Annotated in this window: 13 protein-coding genes; 1 reads left to right on the forward strand and 12 read right to left on the reverse strand. The window is 70.5% G+C overall.

The window, feature by feature from the left end:
- Window positions 1-2: 2 nt before the first annotated feature.
- The 5 genes from EXE58_RS06150 to EXE58_RS06170 all read right to left on the reverse strand — a co-directional run bounded on the left by EXE58_RS06150 (window position 3) and on the right by EXE58_RS06170 (window position 4700).
- Window positions 3-1571 carry an alpha/beta hydrolase gene (locus EXE58_RS06150; RefSeq protein ID WP_135267045.1) on the reverse strand — a complete coding sequence of 523 codons (1569 nt, stop codon included), beginning with the start codon at window positions 1569-1571 and terminating at the stop codon, window positions 3-5.
- Window positions 1572-1584: 13 nt separating this feature from the next.
- Window positions 1585-2769, reverse strand: a complete 1185-nt coding sequence (locus EXE58_RS06155; RefSeq protein ID WP_244242451.1) for a DNA polymerase III subunit delta' — start codon at window positions 2767-2769, stop codon at window positions 1585-1587.
- On the reverse strand, window positions 2766-3419 hold the full coding sequence (tmk, locus tag EXE58_RS06160; RefSeq protein ID WP_135267046.1) for a dTMP kinase: 654 nt from the start codon (window positions 3417-3419) through the stop codon (window positions 2766-2768). The genes EXE58_RS06155 and tmk overlap by 4 nt, the downstream gene beginning before the upstream one ends.
- An 82-nt stretch (window positions 3420-3501) precedes the next feature.
- Window positions 3502-4380, reverse strand: a complete 879-nt coding sequence (locus EXE58_RS06165) for a GerMN domain-containing protein (RefSeq protein WP_135267047.1) — start codon at window positions 4378-4380, stop codon at window positions 3502-3504.
- A 50-nt stretch (window positions 4381-4430) separates the two neighbouring features.
- On the reverse strand, window positions 4431-4700 hold the full coding sequence (locus EXE58_RS06170) for a MerR family transcriptional regulator (RefSeq protein ID WP_135267048.1): 270 nt from the start codon (window positions 4698-4700) through the stop codon (window positions 4431-4433).
- 128 nt (window positions 4701-4828) lie between these two features.
- Between EXE58_RS06170 and EXE58_RS06175 the strand changes: the two genes are divergently transcribed.
- Entirely contained in the window at window positions 4829-5263 is a 435-nt protein-coding gene (locus EXE58_RS06175) for an Hsp20/alpha crystallin family protein (protein ID WP_135267049.1), read from the forward strand.
- Window positions 5264-5451: 188 nt separating this feature from the next.
- Here the strand turns inward: EXE58_RS06175 and EXE58_RS06180 are convergent, their stop codons facing one another.
- From EXE58_RS06180 to EXE58_RS06210, 7 genes are all read right to left on the reverse strand, one after another.
- Window positions 5452-6171 (reverse strand): hypothetical protein, encoded by a 720-nt coding sequence (locus tag EXE58_RS06180; protein ID WP_135267050.1) that lies wholly within the window; start codon window positions 6169-6171, stop codon window positions 5452-5454.
- Window positions 6172-6208: 37 nt separating this feature from the next.
- Entirely contained in the window at window positions 6209-8914 is a 2706-nt protein-coding gene (gene topA, locus EXE58_RS06185) for a type I DNA topoisomerase (RefSeq protein ID WP_135267051.1), read from the reverse strand.
- Window positions 8915-9074: 160 nt separating this feature from the next.
- Window positions 9075-9416 (reverse strand): DUF3140 domain-containing protein, encoded by a 342-nt coding sequence (locus tag EXE58_RS06190; RefSeq protein ID WP_135267052.1) that lies wholly within the window; start codon window positions 9414-9416, stop codon window positions 9075-9077.
- Between the two features lie 58 nt (window positions 9417-9474).
- Window positions 9475-10950: a DUF7059 domain-containing protein gene (locus EXE58_RS06195; protein WP_135267053.1), complete on the reverse strand. Its 1476-nt coding sequence runs from the start codon at window positions 10948-10950 to the stop codon at window positions 9475-9477.
- Window positions 10951-11053: 103 nt separating this feature from the next.
- Window positions 11054-16408, reverse strand: a complete 5355-nt coding sequence (locus EXE58_RS06200; protein ID WP_135267054.1) for an Ig-like domain repeat protein — start codon at window positions 16406-16408, stop codon at window positions 11054-11056.
- Window positions 16409-16710: 302 nt separating this feature from the next.
- Window positions 16711-19035 carry a sodium-translocating pyrophosphatase gene (locus EXE58_RS06205; protein WP_135267055.1) on the reverse strand — a complete coding sequence of 775 codons (2325 nt, stop codon included), beginning with the start codon at window positions 19033-19035 and terminating at the stop codon, window positions 16711-16713.
- A 125-nt stretch (window positions 19036-19160) separates the two neighbouring features.
- Entirely contained in the window at window positions 19161-19496 is a 336-nt protein-coding gene (locus EXE58_RS06210; RefSeq protein ID WP_135267056.1) for an anti-sigma factor antagonist, read from the reverse strand.
- Window positions 19497-19507: the final 11 nt, after the last annotated feature.

Genomic DNA, 19507 nt, shown 5'->3' on the forward strand with positions numbered 1-19507 from the left:
CGTCAGCAGCTGGTGGGGTTGTCGGGGACTGTCCCTTCGATGAGGTAGTCCTCGACGAGGGAGTCGATGCACTCGTTGCCGGAGTTGTAGGCGGTGTGGCCGTCGCCGTCGCGACGGACGAGCACCGCCGACTCGAGCTGGTCGGCAAGCGCGACCGCCCACTTCATCGGCGTCGCCGGATCGCGGGTGGTGCCGAGGACGAGGATCGGGGCGGCGCCCTCGCCGCGGATCTCCAGCGGCTCCTCGGTGGACTCGACCTGGATCCCGCTGCAGCCCATCAGGCCCCAGGCGAACACCCTGCCGAAGGTGGGCGAGGCCTTCTCGAAGGCGGCGAACTCGTCCGGCACCTCGGAGGCGGGGATCGCGCTCGGGTCGTCGAGGCAGTTGATCGCGTAGATCGCCTCCATGCTGTTGTTCTCGTAGCCGTCGGAGCCGCGCGATGCGTAGTAGTCGGAGAGCTGCATCAGCGCGGCGCCGTTGCCGTCGAACGCCGACGTCAGCGCGGTGCTGAGGAAGAACCACGAGTCGCGGCTGTAGAGCGGGGTGACGATGCCGTAGAACGCGTTGCCGACCCGAAGCTCGCGGTCCCCGGCCTTCAGCGGCTCCGCGTCGACCTGGTCGAGGAAGTCGCTGATGCGCTCGAGCCCCTCCTCGACCGAGTCGCCCAGGAAGCACCGGTCGGTCGAGTCGAGGCAGTGCTGGACGTAGGCACGCAGCGCCGTCTCGAAGCCCGCGGCCTGCTCGAGCGCCTTGGTGCGGAAGTCGAGCGACACGTCGACCGCCCCGTCGAGCACGAACCGACCGACCCGCTCAGGGAAGAGCTCGGCATAGGTGGCGCCGAGCTGGGTGCCGTACGACGCCCCGAGGTAGGTCAGCTGCTCCTCGCCCAGGGCAGCACGCAGCACGTCCATGTCGCGCGCGGTCTCGATCGTGGTCACATGGGCCAGCAGCTCGCCGGTGTTCTCGGCGCAGCCCTCGCCGAACTCCTCGACCGAGCGGATTACCTGCTGCTCCTCGGCGGCGGTGTCAGGCTCGGGATCGAGGGCGACGTAGTCGTCGAGCTCGGCGTCGCTGAAGCAGTCGACCGGACTGGAGCTGCCCGTGCCGCGGGGGTCGAAGCCGACGATGTCGAAGCGCTCGAGCAGCGGACGGCGGAAGACCAGCCCACCCGCGGCGGCGTAGGTCGTGCCCGGGGCGCCCGGACCGCCGGGGTTCACCACGAGGGAACCCACCGGCTTGCCGCCCGCGGGAACCCGCAGCAGGGCCAGCTCGAACGTCTCGCCGGCAGGATCGCGGTAGTCGACGGGCACCTCGAGCCCGGCGCAGTCGTGACTGTCGTTGGACCTGCACGGCGCCCACTCGATCGACTGAGAGTAGAAGCGCTCCAGCTCGGGCTCGGGCGGCGCCGTCACCGAGGGCTCAGGTGAGGCCGAGGGGGTGCGGACGACGCGGTCGGCGCCGTCCTGACCGTCGTCGTCGGCTCCGAGGCTCTCGACCACGACCATGCCGACGGCCACCACCGTCACCAGGAGCAGTGCCAGGACGGCAACGGCCGCCACGACCTTCTTCATCGAGATGTCCCCCTCAGGACCGGGCCGAGGCACGCGCGCCGGCGGGACTGGGCAGCCGCAGCGCGACCGCCATCGACTCGAGCGCCAGCTGTGGCGGCACGTTGAACTCGAGCATCTGCTCGCGCGCGGTGAAGATCGCGTCGATCATGCGCAACAGCTGCTCCGGTGTCGCGGCGCGCGCGAGCGTCGCCACGTCACCGCGGATCTCCTCGTTGACGAGCTGCCCCGGCGCGCCGACGCCGAGCGCAATCGCGTCGCGGTAGACCGACACCAGGTCCATCAGCGCCCGGTCCACGACGTCGAGCACCCGCCGCTTGCCACGGGTCTTCTGGTTCTTGGCGAGGGCCGCCAGCGCGGGGGCGTACTCACGCGGGCGTCGCCCTCGCTGCTCCACGCCGAAGGCGACGTCGAGGTCGGCCTTCTCGCGGGCGTCGAGCTCGCCGGTGATCGCCTCGGCCTCCTCCTTGGCCACGTCGTGGAGGAACGTCGCCGCGGCCATGGCGGCACCCAGTGACTTCAGCCGGGCAGGGAGCTTGACGATCTCGCTGCGTCGGTTGCGGGTGTCCTCGTCGGTGGCCAGCGCCCGGGCGCGGCCGATGTGGCCCTGGCTGGCGCGCGCCGCGTGGGCCGCCAAGGGTGGCGGCACCTCCATCGTGCGGACCAGGAACTCGGCGACGTCGGCGGCCGTGGGAGTGGTGAGCGTGACCAGCCTGCACCGTGAGCGGATCGTGGGCAGCACGTCCTCCACCGTGGGGGCGCACAGCAGCCACACGGTGCGGGCGGTCGGCTCCTCGATCGCCTTGAGCAGGGCGTTGCAGGCTTGGTCGGTGAGTCGGTCGGAGTCCTCGACGAGGAGCACCTGCCACTTGACCCCGGCGGGCGCGAGGGCTGACTGACGCACGAGCGTGCGGATCTCGTCGACCCCGATCGAGAGCTTCTCGGTGCGTACGACGTTGACGTCCGCGTGGCTGCCCATCTTGACCGTGTGGCACTGGTGGCAGGTCCCGCAGCCGGTGCCGGACTCGCACTGCAGCGCCGCGGCGAACGCGAGCGCCGCGTTGGAGCGCCCTGACCCCGGCGGACCGGTGAAGAGCCAGGCGTGGGTCATGCCGCCGCCGCCGCTGGCCCGGCGCAGCGTCTCGATGACGGGACGCTGGCCGACGAGGTCGTCCCAGACGGTCAGCCCTGCGCCGCTCAACGCTGCTCCAGCAGGGGCGCGACGCGTGCCCTGATCGCGGCGGCAATGGCGTCGACAGGCTGCCGGGCGTCGAGGACGAGGTAGTGGTCGGGGTCGGCGCCGGCCAGCCTGAGGAATCCCTGCCGGACGCGCTGGTGGAACTCCAGCGACTGGCCCTCGATCCGGTCCCTCTCGGTGAACCGGCCGAGACCCGCCTGCGGCTCGAGGTCGAGCACGACGGTGACGTGGGGTCGGAGGTCGCCGGTCGCCCAGCGGTTGACCTGCTCGACCTCGCTCACCTCGAGCGTGCGCCCGGCGCCCTGGTAGGCGAGCGCGGAGTCGACGTAGCGGTCGGTGATGACGACCTCGCCCCGGGCGAGCGCCGGCAGCACGACGTGGTCGACGTGCTCGGCCTTGTCGGCGGCGTAGATCAGGGCCTCGGTGCGGGCGGAGAGCTCACCCGTCGCGGGGTCCAGGACGATGCGGCGCAGCTCCTTGCCGACCCCGGTGTCACCGGGCTCGAAGGTCAGCAGCACCGTCAGGCCCTGCTGCTCGAGCCACTCGGCGAGCAGGCGCGACTGGGTCGACTTGCCGGCCCCCTCGCCGCCCTCGAAGCACACGAAGAGGCCCTGCTCTGCGAAGACTCCTCCGCCGGACCCTGGGGCGCTCACGCGCACACCCTACGGGGGCGCCCCGACAGCACCACGCACGTGCATGCCGAGGCACACCACCGCCTGCCCGGGGCCTCTGACGTCAGGGGTTGAGGCAGTCGGGGAAGTAGTCGCCGGGTCCGACTGCACCGGCAGGGATCCCGCCCCCTGGCGGCAGGATCTTCACCCACTCCACGCCGTCGAACTGTCGTAGCGAAGGCGTGATCGAGCCCGCGACGGTGACGGTGGAGCCCCCGCTGTCGCACCCGCCACGCAGCCTGACCCGGGCGACGCCCCCGGACACCGTGAGGCCCTCGTAGGACTTGGCCCCGGACCTGACCAGGCGCAGGCCCTGGCGCCGTTCGCGCCGCGTCGGACCGGCGAAGACCCGGTCCATCACCCCGGTCGCGGGAGTGGTGAGGGGAACCCGCCTGCGCCGGGGGACGAAGAACGGCTCGCGGTTGTCGACGAACCTGTCCTCGTCGAGGAAGTACACCTTGCGGTCGACCGTCGGGAAGGCAGCGCGTACGGCGACCACGACGCGGCTGCGCCCCGGCTGCTCGACCACGTCGTACGTCGTCTTCCTCGCCAGTCCGATGCCGTAGCTGGTCACGCCCTCGAACAGGCCGGAACGGACGACGTTCATCACGTTGGGAGAGGAGAACGCCCGCCGGACGGGGGCGGTGCCGACCGCGGACGTCTCCGTGGTGTGCATGCTGACCTGGAGGACCGCCTGACCCGCGATCCGGATGGGCAGCCCCGAACCGTCACCCCGCAACCGACGGACGTACCGGGCGTTCGACGTCGAGGGCACCCCGGAGTCGAACTGGAAGATCACGCGGTCCACGCCGGCACGATGCACGGTGCGTACGTCGACCAGCTGGGGCAGGGATTCCGGCGCAGCCGCACCTCCCGGGGCAGCGGCAGGCGCCAACGCACCGGCCACGAGGAACGCCGCACACGCCAGGCGGAAGCTGTCCACGCCCCCATGGTGCCACCGCGGAACCTCGCGCGCGACGACCTCCTCGAGGGCTATCGCCCCAGCTTGCGCCTGAGGTGGGCGACCTCCTCCTCCAGCGCCAGGACGTGCCGGATGCCGACGAGGTTGAGGCCCTCCTCGAGCAGGTCGCCGATGCGACGCAGGCGGTCGACGTCGTCGGGGCTGTAGAGCCGGGTGCCGCCGGCAGTGCGGTCGGGCTGGATGAGACCGCGGCGCTCGTAGACGCGAAGGTTCTGGATCTCCATGGACGCCATCTCGGCCGCTACCGAGATGGCGAAGACCCCTCGGGCGTTGCTCGCCATCGCCACCCTCCTTCCGCGACACCACCGGACTTGCGTGATCTTGAACTGTGGGCTATAAGAAAACTGTAACGAACAGTACAGGTCGTGGACCGGCCGGTCCACCCGGACACAGACCCAGGAGGACAGTGATGTTGATCCGAACCACCGATCCGTTCCGCGAGTTCGAACGCCTTGGCCAGCAGCTTCTCGGCACCACGAACCGTCCTGCGGTGATGCCGATGGACGCTTGGCGGCAGGGGGACGAGTTCGTCATCGAGTTCGACCTGCCCGGGGTCTCCAAGGAGAGCGTCGACCTCGACGTCGAGCGCAACGTCCTGACGGTGCGCGCCGAGCGGGTGGCCCGCAACGGCGACTGGGAACCGCTCGCCTCTGAGCGACCCAAGGGCGTGTTCAGCCGCCAGCTCGTCCTCGGCGACAACCTCGACCTGGATCGCATCGAGGCGACCTACGAGGAGGGCGTCCTGCGACTGGTCGTCCCCGTCGCCGAGCGCGCCAAGCCCCGCAAGATCGAGATCAGCAGCTCGGGCACCGACGGCGACCGCCCGGCCGAGATCTCGGCCTGAGCGGCTCATCCGAGGGGCGCGGGAGCCACGCCCTTACGCAGCGAGCGCGGCTCCCGCGACACCCCGGTCCTGAACTTCCACTCGCAGGAGTGGAAGTTCAGGCGCTGATCAGGCCGTCCACGCTCAGCCTCGGATGAAGTTCCACTCGAGCGAGTGGCAGTTCAGGGGGAGGTACGACTCCCTGCGCCTCAGGCCCGGGAGCCGCCGGCGATCACCAGCGCGAGCAGGAAGGCCCAGCCGCCGGTCAGGCGACGGCTCCCCTCGCGCGGACGCCCTGTTCCCAGCGGCCCGCCGAGCACGAGGAAGGCCGTGACCCCGCCCCACCCGCCCAGCAGCACCAGCCAGAGCCAGGCCGCACGAGTGGCGCGCCACGGCTCCGGACCACCGGCAGCGAGCATGACGGTGGACAGCCAGGCAGCCAGGCCGGTGACTGCCACCCACTGCGGCACCTCCCAGGACAGGAAGTGCCACACGCCTCCGCCCCGGTGGTCGACGTAGGTCAGTCGTACGTCCGGGTCGAGAGCGCGCAACCACTCCACCAGCGCCTCCGCGCGGTAGCTGGGCAGTTCCTCCGCCCACGTCTGCACCGAGCCGTCGCCCGCCCCCTGCACCACAGCCACCTCGGCGAAGCGGTCGACGAAGCGGCCCTCCCAGCGAAGCGTCGCCAACGAGTGTCCGGTCGACCCCGGTCCGGGCAGGCCGGTGACCTCAACCGCGGACACCGAGCCCTCCGCCAGTGCTGCCTCGAGGTCGTGGAAGGACGACTCCTTCTCACCGACGAGCCCAGCGGCGAGCAGCACCGCGAGCCAGAGCAGCAGGAGCAGCCGGCACGAGAGGCGCCAGCGGCGGTCGAGCCAGCCGTCGTGCTGCTGGGTGGGTCTTCCCACCTGCGGCGCGTCGATCGCCATGTCAGCCCCCGCTCGTCCGTGGGTCGAGCCTAGGGCTTCAGGACTTCTTGGCGGCAGCCTTCTTGGCGGTCTTCTTCGCCGGCGACTTCTTCGCGGTCTTCTTGGCCGGCGACTTCTTGGCCGTCTTCTTCGCGCCCTTCTTGGCCGTCTTCTTGGCCGGGCCCTTCTGGCGCCGCTCCTCGAGGAGCTCGGCAGCGCGCTCGAGGGTGATCGACTCGACCGTGTCGTCCTTGCGGAGAGTGGCGTTGTACTCGCCGTCGGTGACGTACTCGCCGAAGCGACCGGCCTTCACGACGACCGGCTGGCCGGAGACGGGGTCGTTGCCGAGCTCCTTGAGCGGCGGCGTGGCAGCGCCGCGCCCGCGGGCCTTGGGCTGGGCGTAGATCGCCTTGGCCTGGTCGAGGGTGATGTCGAAGATCTGGTCCTCCGACGTCAGCGACCGTGAGTCGCTGCCCTTCTTGAGGTAGGGCCCGTAGCGGCCGTTCTGGGCGGTGATCTCGGTGCCGTCCTCGTCGACGCCGACTACGCGCGGCAGGTCGAGGAGCTTGATCGCCTGCTCCAGCGTCACCGTGTCGAGGGTCATCGACTTGAAGAGCGAGCCCGTCCGCGGCTTGGCGGACTTGGGTGCGTCCTCGGGAAGGACCTCGGTGACGTAGGGACCGAAACGGCCGTTCTTGGCGACGATCTGCAGGCCGGTGTCGGGATGGGTGCCGACCACCTGCTCCTCGCCGGCGGGGTTGGCGAGCAGCTCGCGCGCCTTGGCGACGGTGAGCTCGTCGGGCGGCAGGTCGTCGGGGACGTTGGCGCGTACGGCGGCCGGGTTGCCCTCGTCGTCGGGCCCCTCCACGTAGGGGCCGTAGCGACCCACTCGCAGGTTGATGCCGTCCTCGGGGTTGCCGACCGGGAAGGTCGCCATCGCCTTGGCGTCGATGTCGCCGAGCTCGGTGACGAGGGTCTTGAGGCCGACCACGTCGCCGCCGCCGAAGTAGAACTCACCCAGCTCGGTCGCCCGGTCACGCCGGCCGCCGGCGATGTCGTCGAGGACGTCCTCCATGGTGGCGGTGAACTCGTAGGAGACCTGCCGGGGGAAGTGCTCCTCGAGGAGCCGGACGACCGAGAACGCCAGCCAGGCCGGCACCAGGGCCGTGCCCTTCTTGTAGACGTAGCCGCGGTTGAGGATCGTGCCGATGATCGAGGCGTAGGTCGACGGGCGCCCGATCTCGCGCTCCTCGAGCTCCTTGATCAGGGTCGCCTCGGTGTAGCGCGAGGGAGGCTTCGTCTCGTGGCCCTCGGGGGTGATGGAGGCGGCGGACACCGCGGCGCCCTCGGTGAGCGCGGGAAGTCGCGTCTCGGCGTCGTCGCGCCGCTTGGACGCGTCGTCGATGTCCTCGACGTAGGCCTTGAGGAAGCCGTGGAAGGTGATCGTGCGGCCGCTCGAGCTGAACACCACGTCACGCCCGTCGGAAGCAGCGCCGCCGAGCCGGATCGTCACGGTGTTGCCGACGGCGTCCTTCATCTGGGAGGCGACGGTGCGCATCCAGATCAGCTCGTAGAGGCGGAACTGCTCACCGCTCAGACCCGTCTGGGCAGGGGTGCGGAACGAGTCGCCCGCGGGCCGGATCGCCTCGTGCGCCTCCTGGGCGTTCTTGACCTTGGAGGCGTAGGTGCGCGGAGCGTCGGGGAGGTATTCGGCGCCGTAGAGCTCCTGCACCTGCGCCCGTGCCGCGCCGACCGCCGCGCCCGAGAGCGTCGTGGAGTCGGTGCGCATGTAGGTGATGAATCCGTTCTCGTAGAGCCGCTGCGCCACCGACATCGTGACGCTCGCGCTCATGCCGAGCTTGCGGCTGGCCTCCTGCTGGAGGGTCGTGGTGCGGAACGGCGCGTAGGGAGAGCGGCGGTAGGGCTTGGACTCCACCGAGCGGACGTCGTACGACGTGTCGGTCAGGCCGGCCGCGAGTGCCTCGGCGTCGGCGCGGGTCAGGTGGAGTCGCTCGGCCTTGCCCTTGAGCTCGCCGGTGTTGTCGAAGTCGGCGCCGCGGGCCACGCGGACGTCGTCGACGCTGTGGAGCTTGGCGGGGAACATCCGCGGGTCGTGGCCGGTGCCGGCGTCGAAGGTGGCGTCGAGGTCCCAGTAGGAGGAGACCTTGAACTTGATGCGCTCGCGCTCGCGGTCGACCACGAGCCGGGTCGCCACCGACTGGACGCGGCCGGCGGACAGGCCGGACATGACCTTCTTCCACAGCACCGGCGAGACCTCGTAGCCGTAGAGGCGGTCGAGGATGCGGCGCGCCTCCTGCGCCTCGACGAGGTCGTCGTTGATGTCGCGGGGGTTCTCGACGGCGGCGAGGATCGCGGGCTTGGTGATCTCGTGGAAGACCATCCGGTGGACCGGCAGGCCCTTCGGCGGGTTGAGCTCGTCGAGCAGGTGCCAGGCGATCGCCTCTCCCTCGCGGTCCTCATCGGTGGCGAGGTAGAGGGCGTCGGCCTCCTTGACCAGCTTCTTCAGCTTGGCGATGTGGCTCTTCTTGTCGCGCGGCACGACGTAGTAGGGCTCGAAGCCGTTGTCGACGTCGACGGCGAGGCGCCCCCACGGCTTGTCCTTGATCTTGGCCGGGGTGTCCGCCGCGTTGTTGGGCAGGTCACGGATGTGGCCGATCGAGGACTCGACCACGTAGTCCTTGCCGAGGTAGCCGCCGATGGTGCGTGCCTTGGCCGGCGACTCGACGATGACGAGCTTTGCCACTTCCACTCCTGCTGCGACGGTTGAGGTGCCCCCTCCTGCTGCCTTGCTACAGGGCTGGGACGCGGCAACCGTAGCGCTCCCGGAGCAGTTCTCCACCGCAGCGGGTGCCCCAGAGGGCTAGACCGGCCCCCTGGGAGGTGCTCCGGGAACGTCGGTCGACTCAGGCCTCCGGGGGCTTGAGGGGGTCGTGGCCCAGTGACATCAACAGGTGGCGTACGTCGTCGTCGAGCGCCGCCGGCTCCAGCTCCTCGCCCCGCAGCGTGCGGACCTGGTCGACGACCTCCTGCATCGTGGCGACGTCGTCGTCGGTGAGGTCGGTCCGGCGCTTGCCCAGGATGTCGTGGACGTGCTGGCCCAGCTCGAGCTCCGGCAGGTCCGCGCCGGGCTCGGTGTCCTCACCGGCGGCCTCGGTGCGCAGCCACTCCGAGAGCTCGCGCGAGGTCATGTTGACGACCGTGTGGAACTCCTGCCACAGGTCGTCGCTGACGATGGACTGGGCCATGTCGTGTCCTTTCTGTTCGCGTGGCTGCGGGGTACCCACTGCGACGTGGGCTGCACCCCTAGCCCTCGATGTCGAGGAATCCGTCTCCGACCAGCTCGCGCACGACCGGCAGGTAGGTCCCCCGCAGGTCGGCCTCGTCCCGCTCGAGGAGGCCTGCCAGCGCCCCCAGCAGCTGGCCGGTGGAGAGGTCGCCGTCGGACGCACCGACGAAGCCCGCCTCGACCGTGTCGGCCGTGCGCGCCCTGCGGAAGCCGCGCTGCTGCCTCAGCACGATCACCTCGGGATCCGCCTCACCGGGCGCGCCGAGGGTCTCCTGCCGGACGTCGGGGCGTACGACGGGGTGGGCGGCCAGCAGCGCGTCGTCGGAGGTGCGGGCCAGGGTCGTGACCGCCTCGCCCCAGTCGTGGATCGCCGGACCGATCGGCTGCTCGACGTCGTAGGGCCACTCCAGGAGGTCGTGTCGCCCGGACCCGCCCAGCCGGACGTTGATCCAGCCGAACCCCACGCCCTCGATGCCGGTCTCCTCGAGCCAGGAGAGCCAGGTGTCGTAGCGCTCGGCGTAGTCGGGCCCGCCGTGGTGGCCCGAGTCCTTGAGCCACAGCTCGACGTAGGACGCCGGGTCCAGGGTCTCGCGCTGCACCACGAGCGCGTCGCAGTCGGCGCGCAGCCACGAGCCGAGCCGCTCGTCCCAGGGCCGGCCCTCGACGATCGCCCAGTTGGCGAGCACCTGCAGCCAGCCGCCGTCGGTCAGGTGGTCGGGGCCGGTGCGCACGATGTGCTCGACGACGCGATCACCGGGCAGGCCGGAGTCGCGGTAGACCAGCCGCTCCCCGGTGGCCGGCGAGATCACGAAGGGCGGGTTGGTGGCGATCAGGTCGAACCGCTCACCGGCCACGGGATCGAAGAACGACCCGTCGCGGACGTCGACGTCGACCTCGTTGAGGGCGGCGTTGAGCCGCGTCATCCACAGCGCGCGCGGGTTGACGTCGGTGGCCACGACCGAGGCCGCGTGACCGGCCAGGTGGAGCGCCTGGACACCGCAGCCGGTCCCGAGGTCGAGCGCACGGCCGACCGGCTCCCGCATCGTGAGCTGGGCCAGGCTCGTCGAGGCGCTGGAGATGCCGAGGACGTGTTCGGCACCCACGCGCACGGGTGCTCCGTCGAGCCCCGGCGTCAGGTCGGAGACGACCCACAGGTCGGTGTCGTCGGCCTCGTAGGGTCGGCAGTCCAGTCGAGCCGCGACCTCGCCGACGCTCTGCTCCAGCACGCCGGCGTTGCACAGCCGGTCCACCAGCCCGGGGAGGGCTCCCTCCGCGGCCTCGTGCGTCACGGGGGCCTGGAGCAGGAAGAGCCGGACCAGGGTGTCGAGCGGCGAGCCGGAGGTCGTACGACGCAGCCCGGGGAGGGTCTCGTTGCGCCCGAGCGCCCGGTGGGCGTCCTCCCCCAACGCCGCGGCCACCGTCTCGTAGGTGAAGTCGGCAGCGACCAGGGCGGCCCTCAGGCGCGCGGCCCAGTCGGCATGAGCGGGGTCCATGGACCCAGCCTTCCACGATGCGGGGATGCCGAGGGCTGCCGCACTGGTCCGGATGCCCGCCACCCGGAGGGCCGGTGCCACACCGACCCTCCGGGGATGACGATCAGACGACCTTGAGCGTGAGCACCTTCGACGTCGAGCCCTTGACGGAAGCGGATCCCGCGAAGACGGCCTTGAGCTTGTGCGTGCCCTTCTTCAGCTTCTTGAGCTTCACCTTGAGCACGCCCTTGCTGCTGGGCGCGAGCTTGACCTTGGCCACGGCCTTCTTGCCGTCGTAGATCGTCACGCTGCCCGTGGCGAGCATCGAGGCGCTCACCTTGACCACCACGACGACCTTGCCCGCACGCTGCTTCTTCTTGCCCGTGACCTTCGTGGTGGAGCTGACGGCAACCGGAGCAGGAGCAGGCGCCGGGGGGACGGGCGACGTGGGAACAGGTGCCGGAGGCTGCGTCGTCGTCGGCGGGGTCGTCGGCGGCGTGGTCGGCGGCGTGGTCGGCGGCGTGGTCGTCGGCGGGGTCGTCGGCGGCAGCCCTGCCACTGTCATGCCGTCGGAGGTGCCGCTCAGCTGCTCGAACGTCACGGGCGCGCCACGGCCCTCCTCCTGGACGTAGTCGCCACGCTTGGCCACCTGGCGCACGCTGATGACCTTCCCGGCGTCGGCGGCCGTCAACCGGTACGACGTGCCGGTCGCGCCGCTGATCGGCTCACCATTGCGCAGCCACGTCGTGGTGGCGGCGAACGGAGCGAAGACCTCGCCCTCCACGGACAGCTCAGACCCGACCTCTGCGGTCCCGGACAGCTTCGGCCTGGCGGCGTTGTCGGCGCAGTCCAGCGTCAGCAGCAGGTCCACTCGCGGCGGGTTCACCTGCATGGCCGGCGACACCGCCGAGCTGCAGCCGTCCTTCTCGGCGCGCACCTTGTACCAGCCGGCGGTCACGTCCCAGCGGAAGCCGCCCGACTCGTCGGTGATCGACGGGTTGGTGCGGTTGTCCGCGGACATGATCGTGGAGCCGTTCGGCACGGCCTCGAAGGGACTGTCCGACGTGGTCGCCCGCAGCAGGGTCACGGTGACGTCGTCGAGCGGACGGCCGTACTGGTCGGTGACCACGCCCGAGGGGTCGATGTAGACGAGGACCTCGGTGGGCGGCTGACCGCACTGCGGGGCGATGTTGGTGAGGATGGTCGCCTCGCCGGTGCGGTTGGCGAAGGCAGGAATCTCGGCGACGTAGACGACCCGCTCGTCGGAGAGGGTCTCCTTGACCGTCATCGTCCCGGCCATGTCACCGAAGCCGCTCGCGAACCTGACCCGCCAGCGGGGGTCGGCCGTGGCACAGCCCGTGACCTCGAGGGTCTGGGTGGTCCGCGGGGTCAGGGTGATGCGGTCGTCATGGGTGCCGATGGAACCGGGCATCTCCACGTTGGGTGGCGGCGTGGGTGCCGCAGTGAGCACGACGGTCGCCGTGGCCGAGCCCGAGGCCGGAGTGACGACCTGGACGGTGGCGTCCTGGAGGTCATCGGTCGCCGAGAGCACCGTGACGTCGTACCTCGTGCTCGGCAGCGCCCAGCCCGTGAAGGTGCCGTCTGCGGCCGTACGTCCGCCCGGCAGGCAGGTGTAGGTCGCCTGCTCGCACGCGAACCACACGAGTCCGGGGAGCGGAGTCCCGTCGGCGCGCTTGGCGACTCCGTCCAGCGCCACCCGCGTGACGCTGCCGTCGAGCACCGGGCCGACCGTGGCCACGGACGAGACGCGGCGGTAGAGGTCGTCGGTCGCGAAGACCCTGACGCTGACGAACGCGCCGGCGTCCTCCGGCTTGAGGGTCAGCCGGTCCGGAGCGTCGGGGTCGGACTGGCGTACGACACCAGCGACGCGCCACACGTAGCTGAAGACCGGGTCGGCGTCGGCCGGGGTGACGGCGCCGGGGACTGCGGTGAGGGTGTGCCCGACCTGCGGCGTGCCGCTGATCGTCGGCGGCGTGGCCTGGGCCAGGTCGGTCGTGGCGGCCACCAGCACGGCAGCGGAGCGTGCCTCGACCGGCTCGTGACCCGCACGGGTGGCCGTGACGCGAGCCGTGATCTTGTTGCCGCCGTCTGCCGGGATCACCGTGTAGGTGTCGCCGGTGCCGACGAGGCGACGACCGTTGCGCCACCACTGGGTGGTGAACACCAGGTCGTCGACGGTGCCGCCCGGCACGTCCCACTGACCCGGGTCGACCGTGAGGGTCTGCCCGACCTCGGGCGTCTCCGGGGAGATGGCAGGGGCAACCGTGTTGGTCCCGGCCGAAGGCCCGATGAGCGTGGAGAAGTAGCGCGGGTAGCGCGCGGTCTCGTGGCCCGGCTTGGTGGCGGTGACCTCGACCATCCCTCGGGTGCAGTCGGGCGGCAGCGTCACCGTCGGGGTGCCGCCCAGCGTCCCTAGACCGTTCCAGCACAGCCAGTTGTACGTGTGGGTCAGCCCGGTCGCGAGCTCGCCGTCGAGTGCCCAGGTGCCTTCGTCCACGGTGACCGTCCCGCCGGGCCACAGGTCACCGCTGATCGCGGGGTGACGCTGGACCCTGGGCGCGGCCTTGAGCGGTCGGAAGCCGGTGAAGTGGAACGTGTACTGCCCCAGCTTCTCGGAGTTGAGCTTGTGGTGGATCAGACCGGTCTCGGTGTTGTCGTCGCTGTAGGCGCCCGACACTCCGGCTCCGGTGAAGACGTGGAGTCCCTCAGGAGTCCCGGAGCCGTCGTTCCACCCGGCCCGGGCCGTGAGCCCGGTCGCCACCTTGTCGTAGTTGTAGGTGACGTCGATCCCTCCGTCGCTGGTGGGCTCGAGCCACACCTGGACGAAGGAGTTGCCGGAACCGTGGGAGAACCGCCACATGACGCAGGAGCGTCCGTCCGCGGCCTTCCCGCCCGTCGGCATCCAGAAGTTGCCCATGTTGCCTTCGTGGAGCGGCGCCAGCATGGGGGGGCCGCCGAGCTGCAGGGGCTGGCCGCCGTAGACGTCCTGGGATCGGCCGATGACCCCCGAGCCTGCAGCGAGCTGCTGGCCGCCGACCGTGATCAGGTTGCCGTTGGGGAGGCTCCCCAGGCAGGCGGAGTCCCTCTCGCCGGCGACCGCGCCGACACTTCCCCAGTCGCGCGTGGCGACGAGGTCGCGGACGAGGTCGGTGGCGTCCGTCGTGAGTGCCTGCTGCGAATACGTCAGCCAAGAGCCGGACACCGACAGCGTTCCCACGCTGTTGGCGCTGGTCCGTAGCGCATAGCCGCCTGCGGCATCGGTCGTGGAGACGGTGCCGAACGGCGTGCCCTGGATCGAGAAGCCGACGTTGGCCCCGGCCACGGGTGCACCACCTGCTTCGGTGACCTTGCCGCTGATGAGCACGCCGCGCTGGAGGGTGACGTCCGCGGTCGTGACCTTCTGGTCCTGGGCGAGGTTGATGACGTTGCCGCTCGCCGGGGAGGTCGGCGCAGCTCCACCGAGCCACGTCGCGGCGTGCTTGGGCGGCACCTGTCCCGAGGGCCCGGAGATCACGGAGGGAGTCACCAGCACCGCGTAGGCGCCGGGCTGGACGCCGGTGAACCGGTACGTCAGCGGACCACCTGAGTACGACCGGGAGCCAGGTGTGTAGGAGTAGGAGTTGAGGTACGACCCGCCCGGATAGTCGGTCCATCGGGCGAGGGTGACGTTGACATGCTCGTCGAGCACCTGCCCGGCAGCGGGTCGGATGGTCCCGGAGATGACCCCACCAGGGCTGTCGGGAAGGGGCTGGAGGACGAGGTCCGGCACCTTCGTCGGGCCGCCCTCGACCGGAAGGGTGATGCGGTCCGCCGCGGACATGTCGGTGACGTTGCCCAGCCAGGTCTGGAACCCACCCAGGGACGATTGCGCCGAGACCGTGTAGACGGCGCCCGGGGCAAGCCGACCGACGCGGTAGGTCCCGCCGGGAGCGAGCGTGGTGCCGCTCACGCCCTGCCAGTTCTCGAGCGCCGCGTCCCACCGCCACACGGTCACGCTGCCCTGTGCCGGCACACCGTCGGGGTGGACGACCTTGCCGGACACGGACGCGCTGGTCGGAACGGGGAGCACGACGTCGTCGACGACAGTCGTCGCACTGCCGCTGGCGACCGAGAAGTCGGCCGCCTCCGCGCGGGTGCTGGATCCACCGAGGAAACGGGTCACCATGTCCTGGCTCGCACTCAGGGTGTAGGCGTGCCCCCAGGGCAGATCGGCGCGGTAGACGCCGTCGTCGTCGGTGATGACGCGGTCCCGGCGGCTCCACCAGGAGCTTCCGTCCTCGGTGACGCGCTGGAACACGCTGACATGTGCGTCGGCGACCGGCCGTCCCGCCTCGTCGAGCACTCGACCCGTCGCGCGGGATGACGTACGGACCAGTGTGGTCGTGCCGACGTCGTGGATGACTCCGGTGGTCGCGGTGACCCGTCGAGCGCTCGCGAGCTCGGTGCCTCCGCCGAGGTAGGCGGTGGCGAAGCGACCTTCGGAGTAGAACTTCAGCGTCAGCTCGGTCCCGGGCAGCACCGGCCCGAGCTGGAACCTGCCGGCCTGGCTGTCGGTGCTGCCGGGCCACCAGTAGGACTCGCGCTCCACCAAGGTGCCGTCGGCGAGATGCTCCACCGTCGTGACAGTCACTCGCGACACGGGCGCCGTACCGTCGCTGACGAGACCGGTGATCATCGCGCCGCGGCGCATGCGGATGTCGGCGACGGCCAGCGAGTCCTGGCCGGTCGGCACGACGACCGAGGCAGCCTCGGCCTGGTCAGTGACATCGCCGAGCCAGGTCGCCATGAGAGGCGCCTGCCCCTCGATGGTGGCGTAGCTGTTCGCCATGACGGTGAGCTGCCGGTCACGCACGGCGTTGTCGAAGCGGTAGCGGCCGCTGGCGTCGGTCTGGGCGTGGTCGATCTGGCGCCACGTCCCCTCGCCCGTGCGGCGGTAGAGCTGCACGAAGCTGTAGCCCATGGGTGCACCGGCGTCACTGAGCAGGCGCCCGGTCACCTCGACCTCGGCGGCGTCGACCATGGTGAAGTCGTCCAGCTGCTCGGTCGCGCCATCGGCCACCGACACCGGCGTACCGGCCCCACCGCCGTGGTAGCGGGTGGAGAACACACGGTAGGCGTCCTCGGGGCTGGAGAACCGCACGAGGTAGCTGCCGGCCGGGACCTTGAGCGAGTAGTGGCCGTGCCTGTGGGCTCCACCGGCGTAGGTGAGCGCGGACGCCAGCGGCTCGGCGAGCGGGTCGGAGGCGGGGACCGCCTCGACCTGGACGTTGTCGATCAGGTGGCCCTGGGGTCCGCGCACGAGCCCGCTGATCGTGGCGTTCGCCTCGGCCGCCGGATCGATCCCCTGGACCATCGGGTCGAGGGTGACCGGCTCGTCCAACGCCCTCGCGCTCGACGGTGCTGCAGCCAGCACCACCGCCATGCCGGAGAGCAGGAGCAACAGGGCCAGAGAACGCATGAAGGCGCGGCGCAGCAAGGACAACACGAACCCCGTCAGTCGGTGCCTGCCCCCACTGGGCCGGCCACGCCGCGAAACCTAGCGGCGCCAGGGCATGCGCCGTGGCGGCTTGGCAGTGTCGCCCGTTCTACAGGTGAAGAACCACCCCAACGGGCCATCCCGCCTAGTCCGGTCGGGTGCGCCGCCCGATGGATTTCCACTCCCTCGAGTGGGAGTTCACTGGCCACCACGCTCACAGACGCCGAACCGGGCTGGACTTCCACTCGTGTGAGTGGAAATCCAGCCCGGAGGTGGGTACGGCGTCAGGCCGGGTGCGTCCTCTGCATCGACGACGAGCCGGTGTTGTCCCCGTCGTCGGCGATGACCGTCTCGCGTCGCTTCGAGATCATCACGGCGCCCACGATGATCGCCGTCGCGACCAGCGCGATGACGATGCGCAGGACGTCGTTCTGGTCCTCACCGACGCTGAGGGAGACCACCGCGCTGGCGATGAGCAGCGAGACGAGGTTCATCACCTTGATCAGCGGGTTGATGGCCGGGCCGGCGGTGTCCTTGAAGGGGTCGCCGACGGTGTCACCGATGATGGTCGCCTCGTGGGCGGCCGAGCCCTTGCCGCCGTGGTGCCCGTCCTCGACGAGCTTCTTGGCGTTGTCCCAGGCACCGCCCGAGTTGGCCAGGAAGACCGCCATCAGGGTGCCGGCGCCGATCGCCCCGGCGAGGAACCCTGCCAGCGCAGTCGCGCCGAGCCCGAAGCCGACGGCGATCGGTGCGAACACGGCCAGGATGCCGGGCGTCACCAGCTCGCGCAGCGAGTCCTTGGTGACGATGTCGACCACCTTGCCGTACTCGGGACGACCGGTGCCCTCCATGATCCCGGGGATCTCGCGGAACTGGCGGCGGACCTCCATCACCACGGCGCCGGCAGCCCGGGCGACGGCGTTGATCGCCAGGCCGGAGAAGAGGAACACCGCGGCGGCACCTAGCAGCACACCGACGATGACCGCCGGGTTGAAGACGCTGAAGTCGAGGAGGTAGGCCTCGTCGAGACCGACGTTGGCCTCCTCCAGCGACTCGAACACCGAGGTGGCGTAGGAGCCGAACAGCGCGGTCGCAGCGAGCACGGCGGTCGCGATCGCGATGCCCTTGGTGATCGCCTTGGTGGTGTTGCCGACGGCGTCGAGCTCGGTGAGGATCTGCGCGCCCTCGGGGCTGACGTCGCCCGACATCTCGGCGATGCCCTGGGCGTTGTCGGAGACGGGCCCGAAGGTGTCCATCGCGACGATCACTCCGACGGTGGTCAGCAGACCGCAACCAGCCAGTGCCACCGCGAACAGCGACACCGTCAGGGCGGCGCCACCCAGGAGGTAGGCACCGAAGACGGCCGCACCGATGACCAGCGTCGTGTAGACCGCGGACTCGAACCCGACCGACAGTCCGGACAGGATGACCGTGGCCGCACCGGTGATCGAGGTCTTGCCGACGTCCTTGACGGGGCGGTGCTCGGTGCCGGTGTAGTAGCCGGTGAGCGCCAGGATGCCCGCCGACATCACGATGCCGATGACGACGGCCGCCGACGCGATGAACCGCGGGTCACCCTCTGCCCCGGCCAGGTCCTCGGCGATGTTGGTGAACTCGGAGAAGCTGCTCGGCAGGTAGACGTAGGCCAGGACGACGCTCGCCACGGCAGCGATGGCCGAGGAGAGGTAGAACGCCTTGTTGATGGTCGTGAGGCCGTTCTCGGTCGCCTTGGGCTTGGTGAGGTAGACCCCGGCCACGGCCGTGAGGGCGCCGATCGCCGGGATCAGCAGCGGGAAGACCAGGCCCTTGTCGCCGAAGGCCTGCGAGCCGAGGATCAGCGCGGCGACCAGGGTGACGGCGTAGGACTCGAAGAGGTCGGCCGCCATGCCGGCGCAGTCGCCCACGTTGTCGCCCACGTTGTCGGCGATGGTCGCGGCGTTGCGGGGGTCGTCCTCGGGGATGTTCTGCTCGACCTTGCCGACGAGGTCGGCACCGACGTCCGCGGCCTTGGTGAAGATGCCGCCGCCGACTCGCATGAACATCGCCAGCAGCGCGGCACCGAAGCCGAAGCCCTCGAGCACGTGGGCCGCCTCGTCCTGGAAGAACAGCACGACGAGGCTCGCGCCCAGCAGGCCGAGGCCGACGGTCAGCATGCCGACCATGGCTCCGGTGCGCAGCCCGATCGTCATCGCCGGCTCCCGGCCGGTTGTCTCTGCGGCGGCTGCGACGCGCAGGTTGGCTCGCACGGCGAGGTTCATGCCGAGATAGCCCACTGCGGCGGAGAAGCCCGCCCCGACGAGGAAGAACACCGAGCGGAAGATCCGCACGGTCATGTCGTCGGCCGGCAGCACGAGCAGCGCGAAGAACGCGACCGCCGCGAAGATGCCGAGCGTGCGGAACTGGCGTGTCAGGTAGGCGTTGGCGCCCTCCTGCACCGCTTGGGCGATGGTCCTCATGTTGTCGGTGCCCTCGCCAGCAGCCATCACCTGGGACCGGAACATCGCAGCCATGCCGAGCGCGGCGAGCGCGATCACGGCGACGACGATGACCAGGACCAGGTTGGTGCCTGCGAGCTCGGGCTCCACGACTGCGGGCAGGATCCCCGTCATGTACGGCCTCCAAGGTTGAGTCAGCGAGCAGTGCGCCGGAGTCTACGCAGACGTGACGCGGGCCACACGGACCCTGTGACGTAGGTCACACGGCGTGGCGCTGCTCGCTCGCGAGCCGGAGGAGATCAGCCGGCAGGCGCGGAGTCGACCGAGTCCCGGATGACGAAGACCTTCGCCAGGCCGGTGATGCGGAAGATCTTCAGGAGGCGCTCCTGGGTGCAGATCAGCTCGAGGGAGCCGTCGTGCGCGCGGACCTTCTTGAGACCCCCGACGAGCACGCCGAGGCCGGTGGAGTCGAGGAACTCGACACCCTCGAGGTCGATCACGATGTCGTAGGAGCCCTTGCTGACGAGCTCGGTGATGCAGTCGCGGAGGTTGGGCGCGGTGTAGACGTCGATCTCGCCGCCGACCGCCACGACGGCGCGGCCGTCCACCTCACGAGTGGCAAGCGTCAGATCCACGTCTGCTCCAG

It is taken from the genome of Nocardioides seonyuensis (assembly GCF_004683965.1).
GTDB lineage: Bacteria > Actinomycetota > Actinomycetes > Propionibacteriales > Nocardioidaceae > Nocardioides > Nocardioides seonyuensis.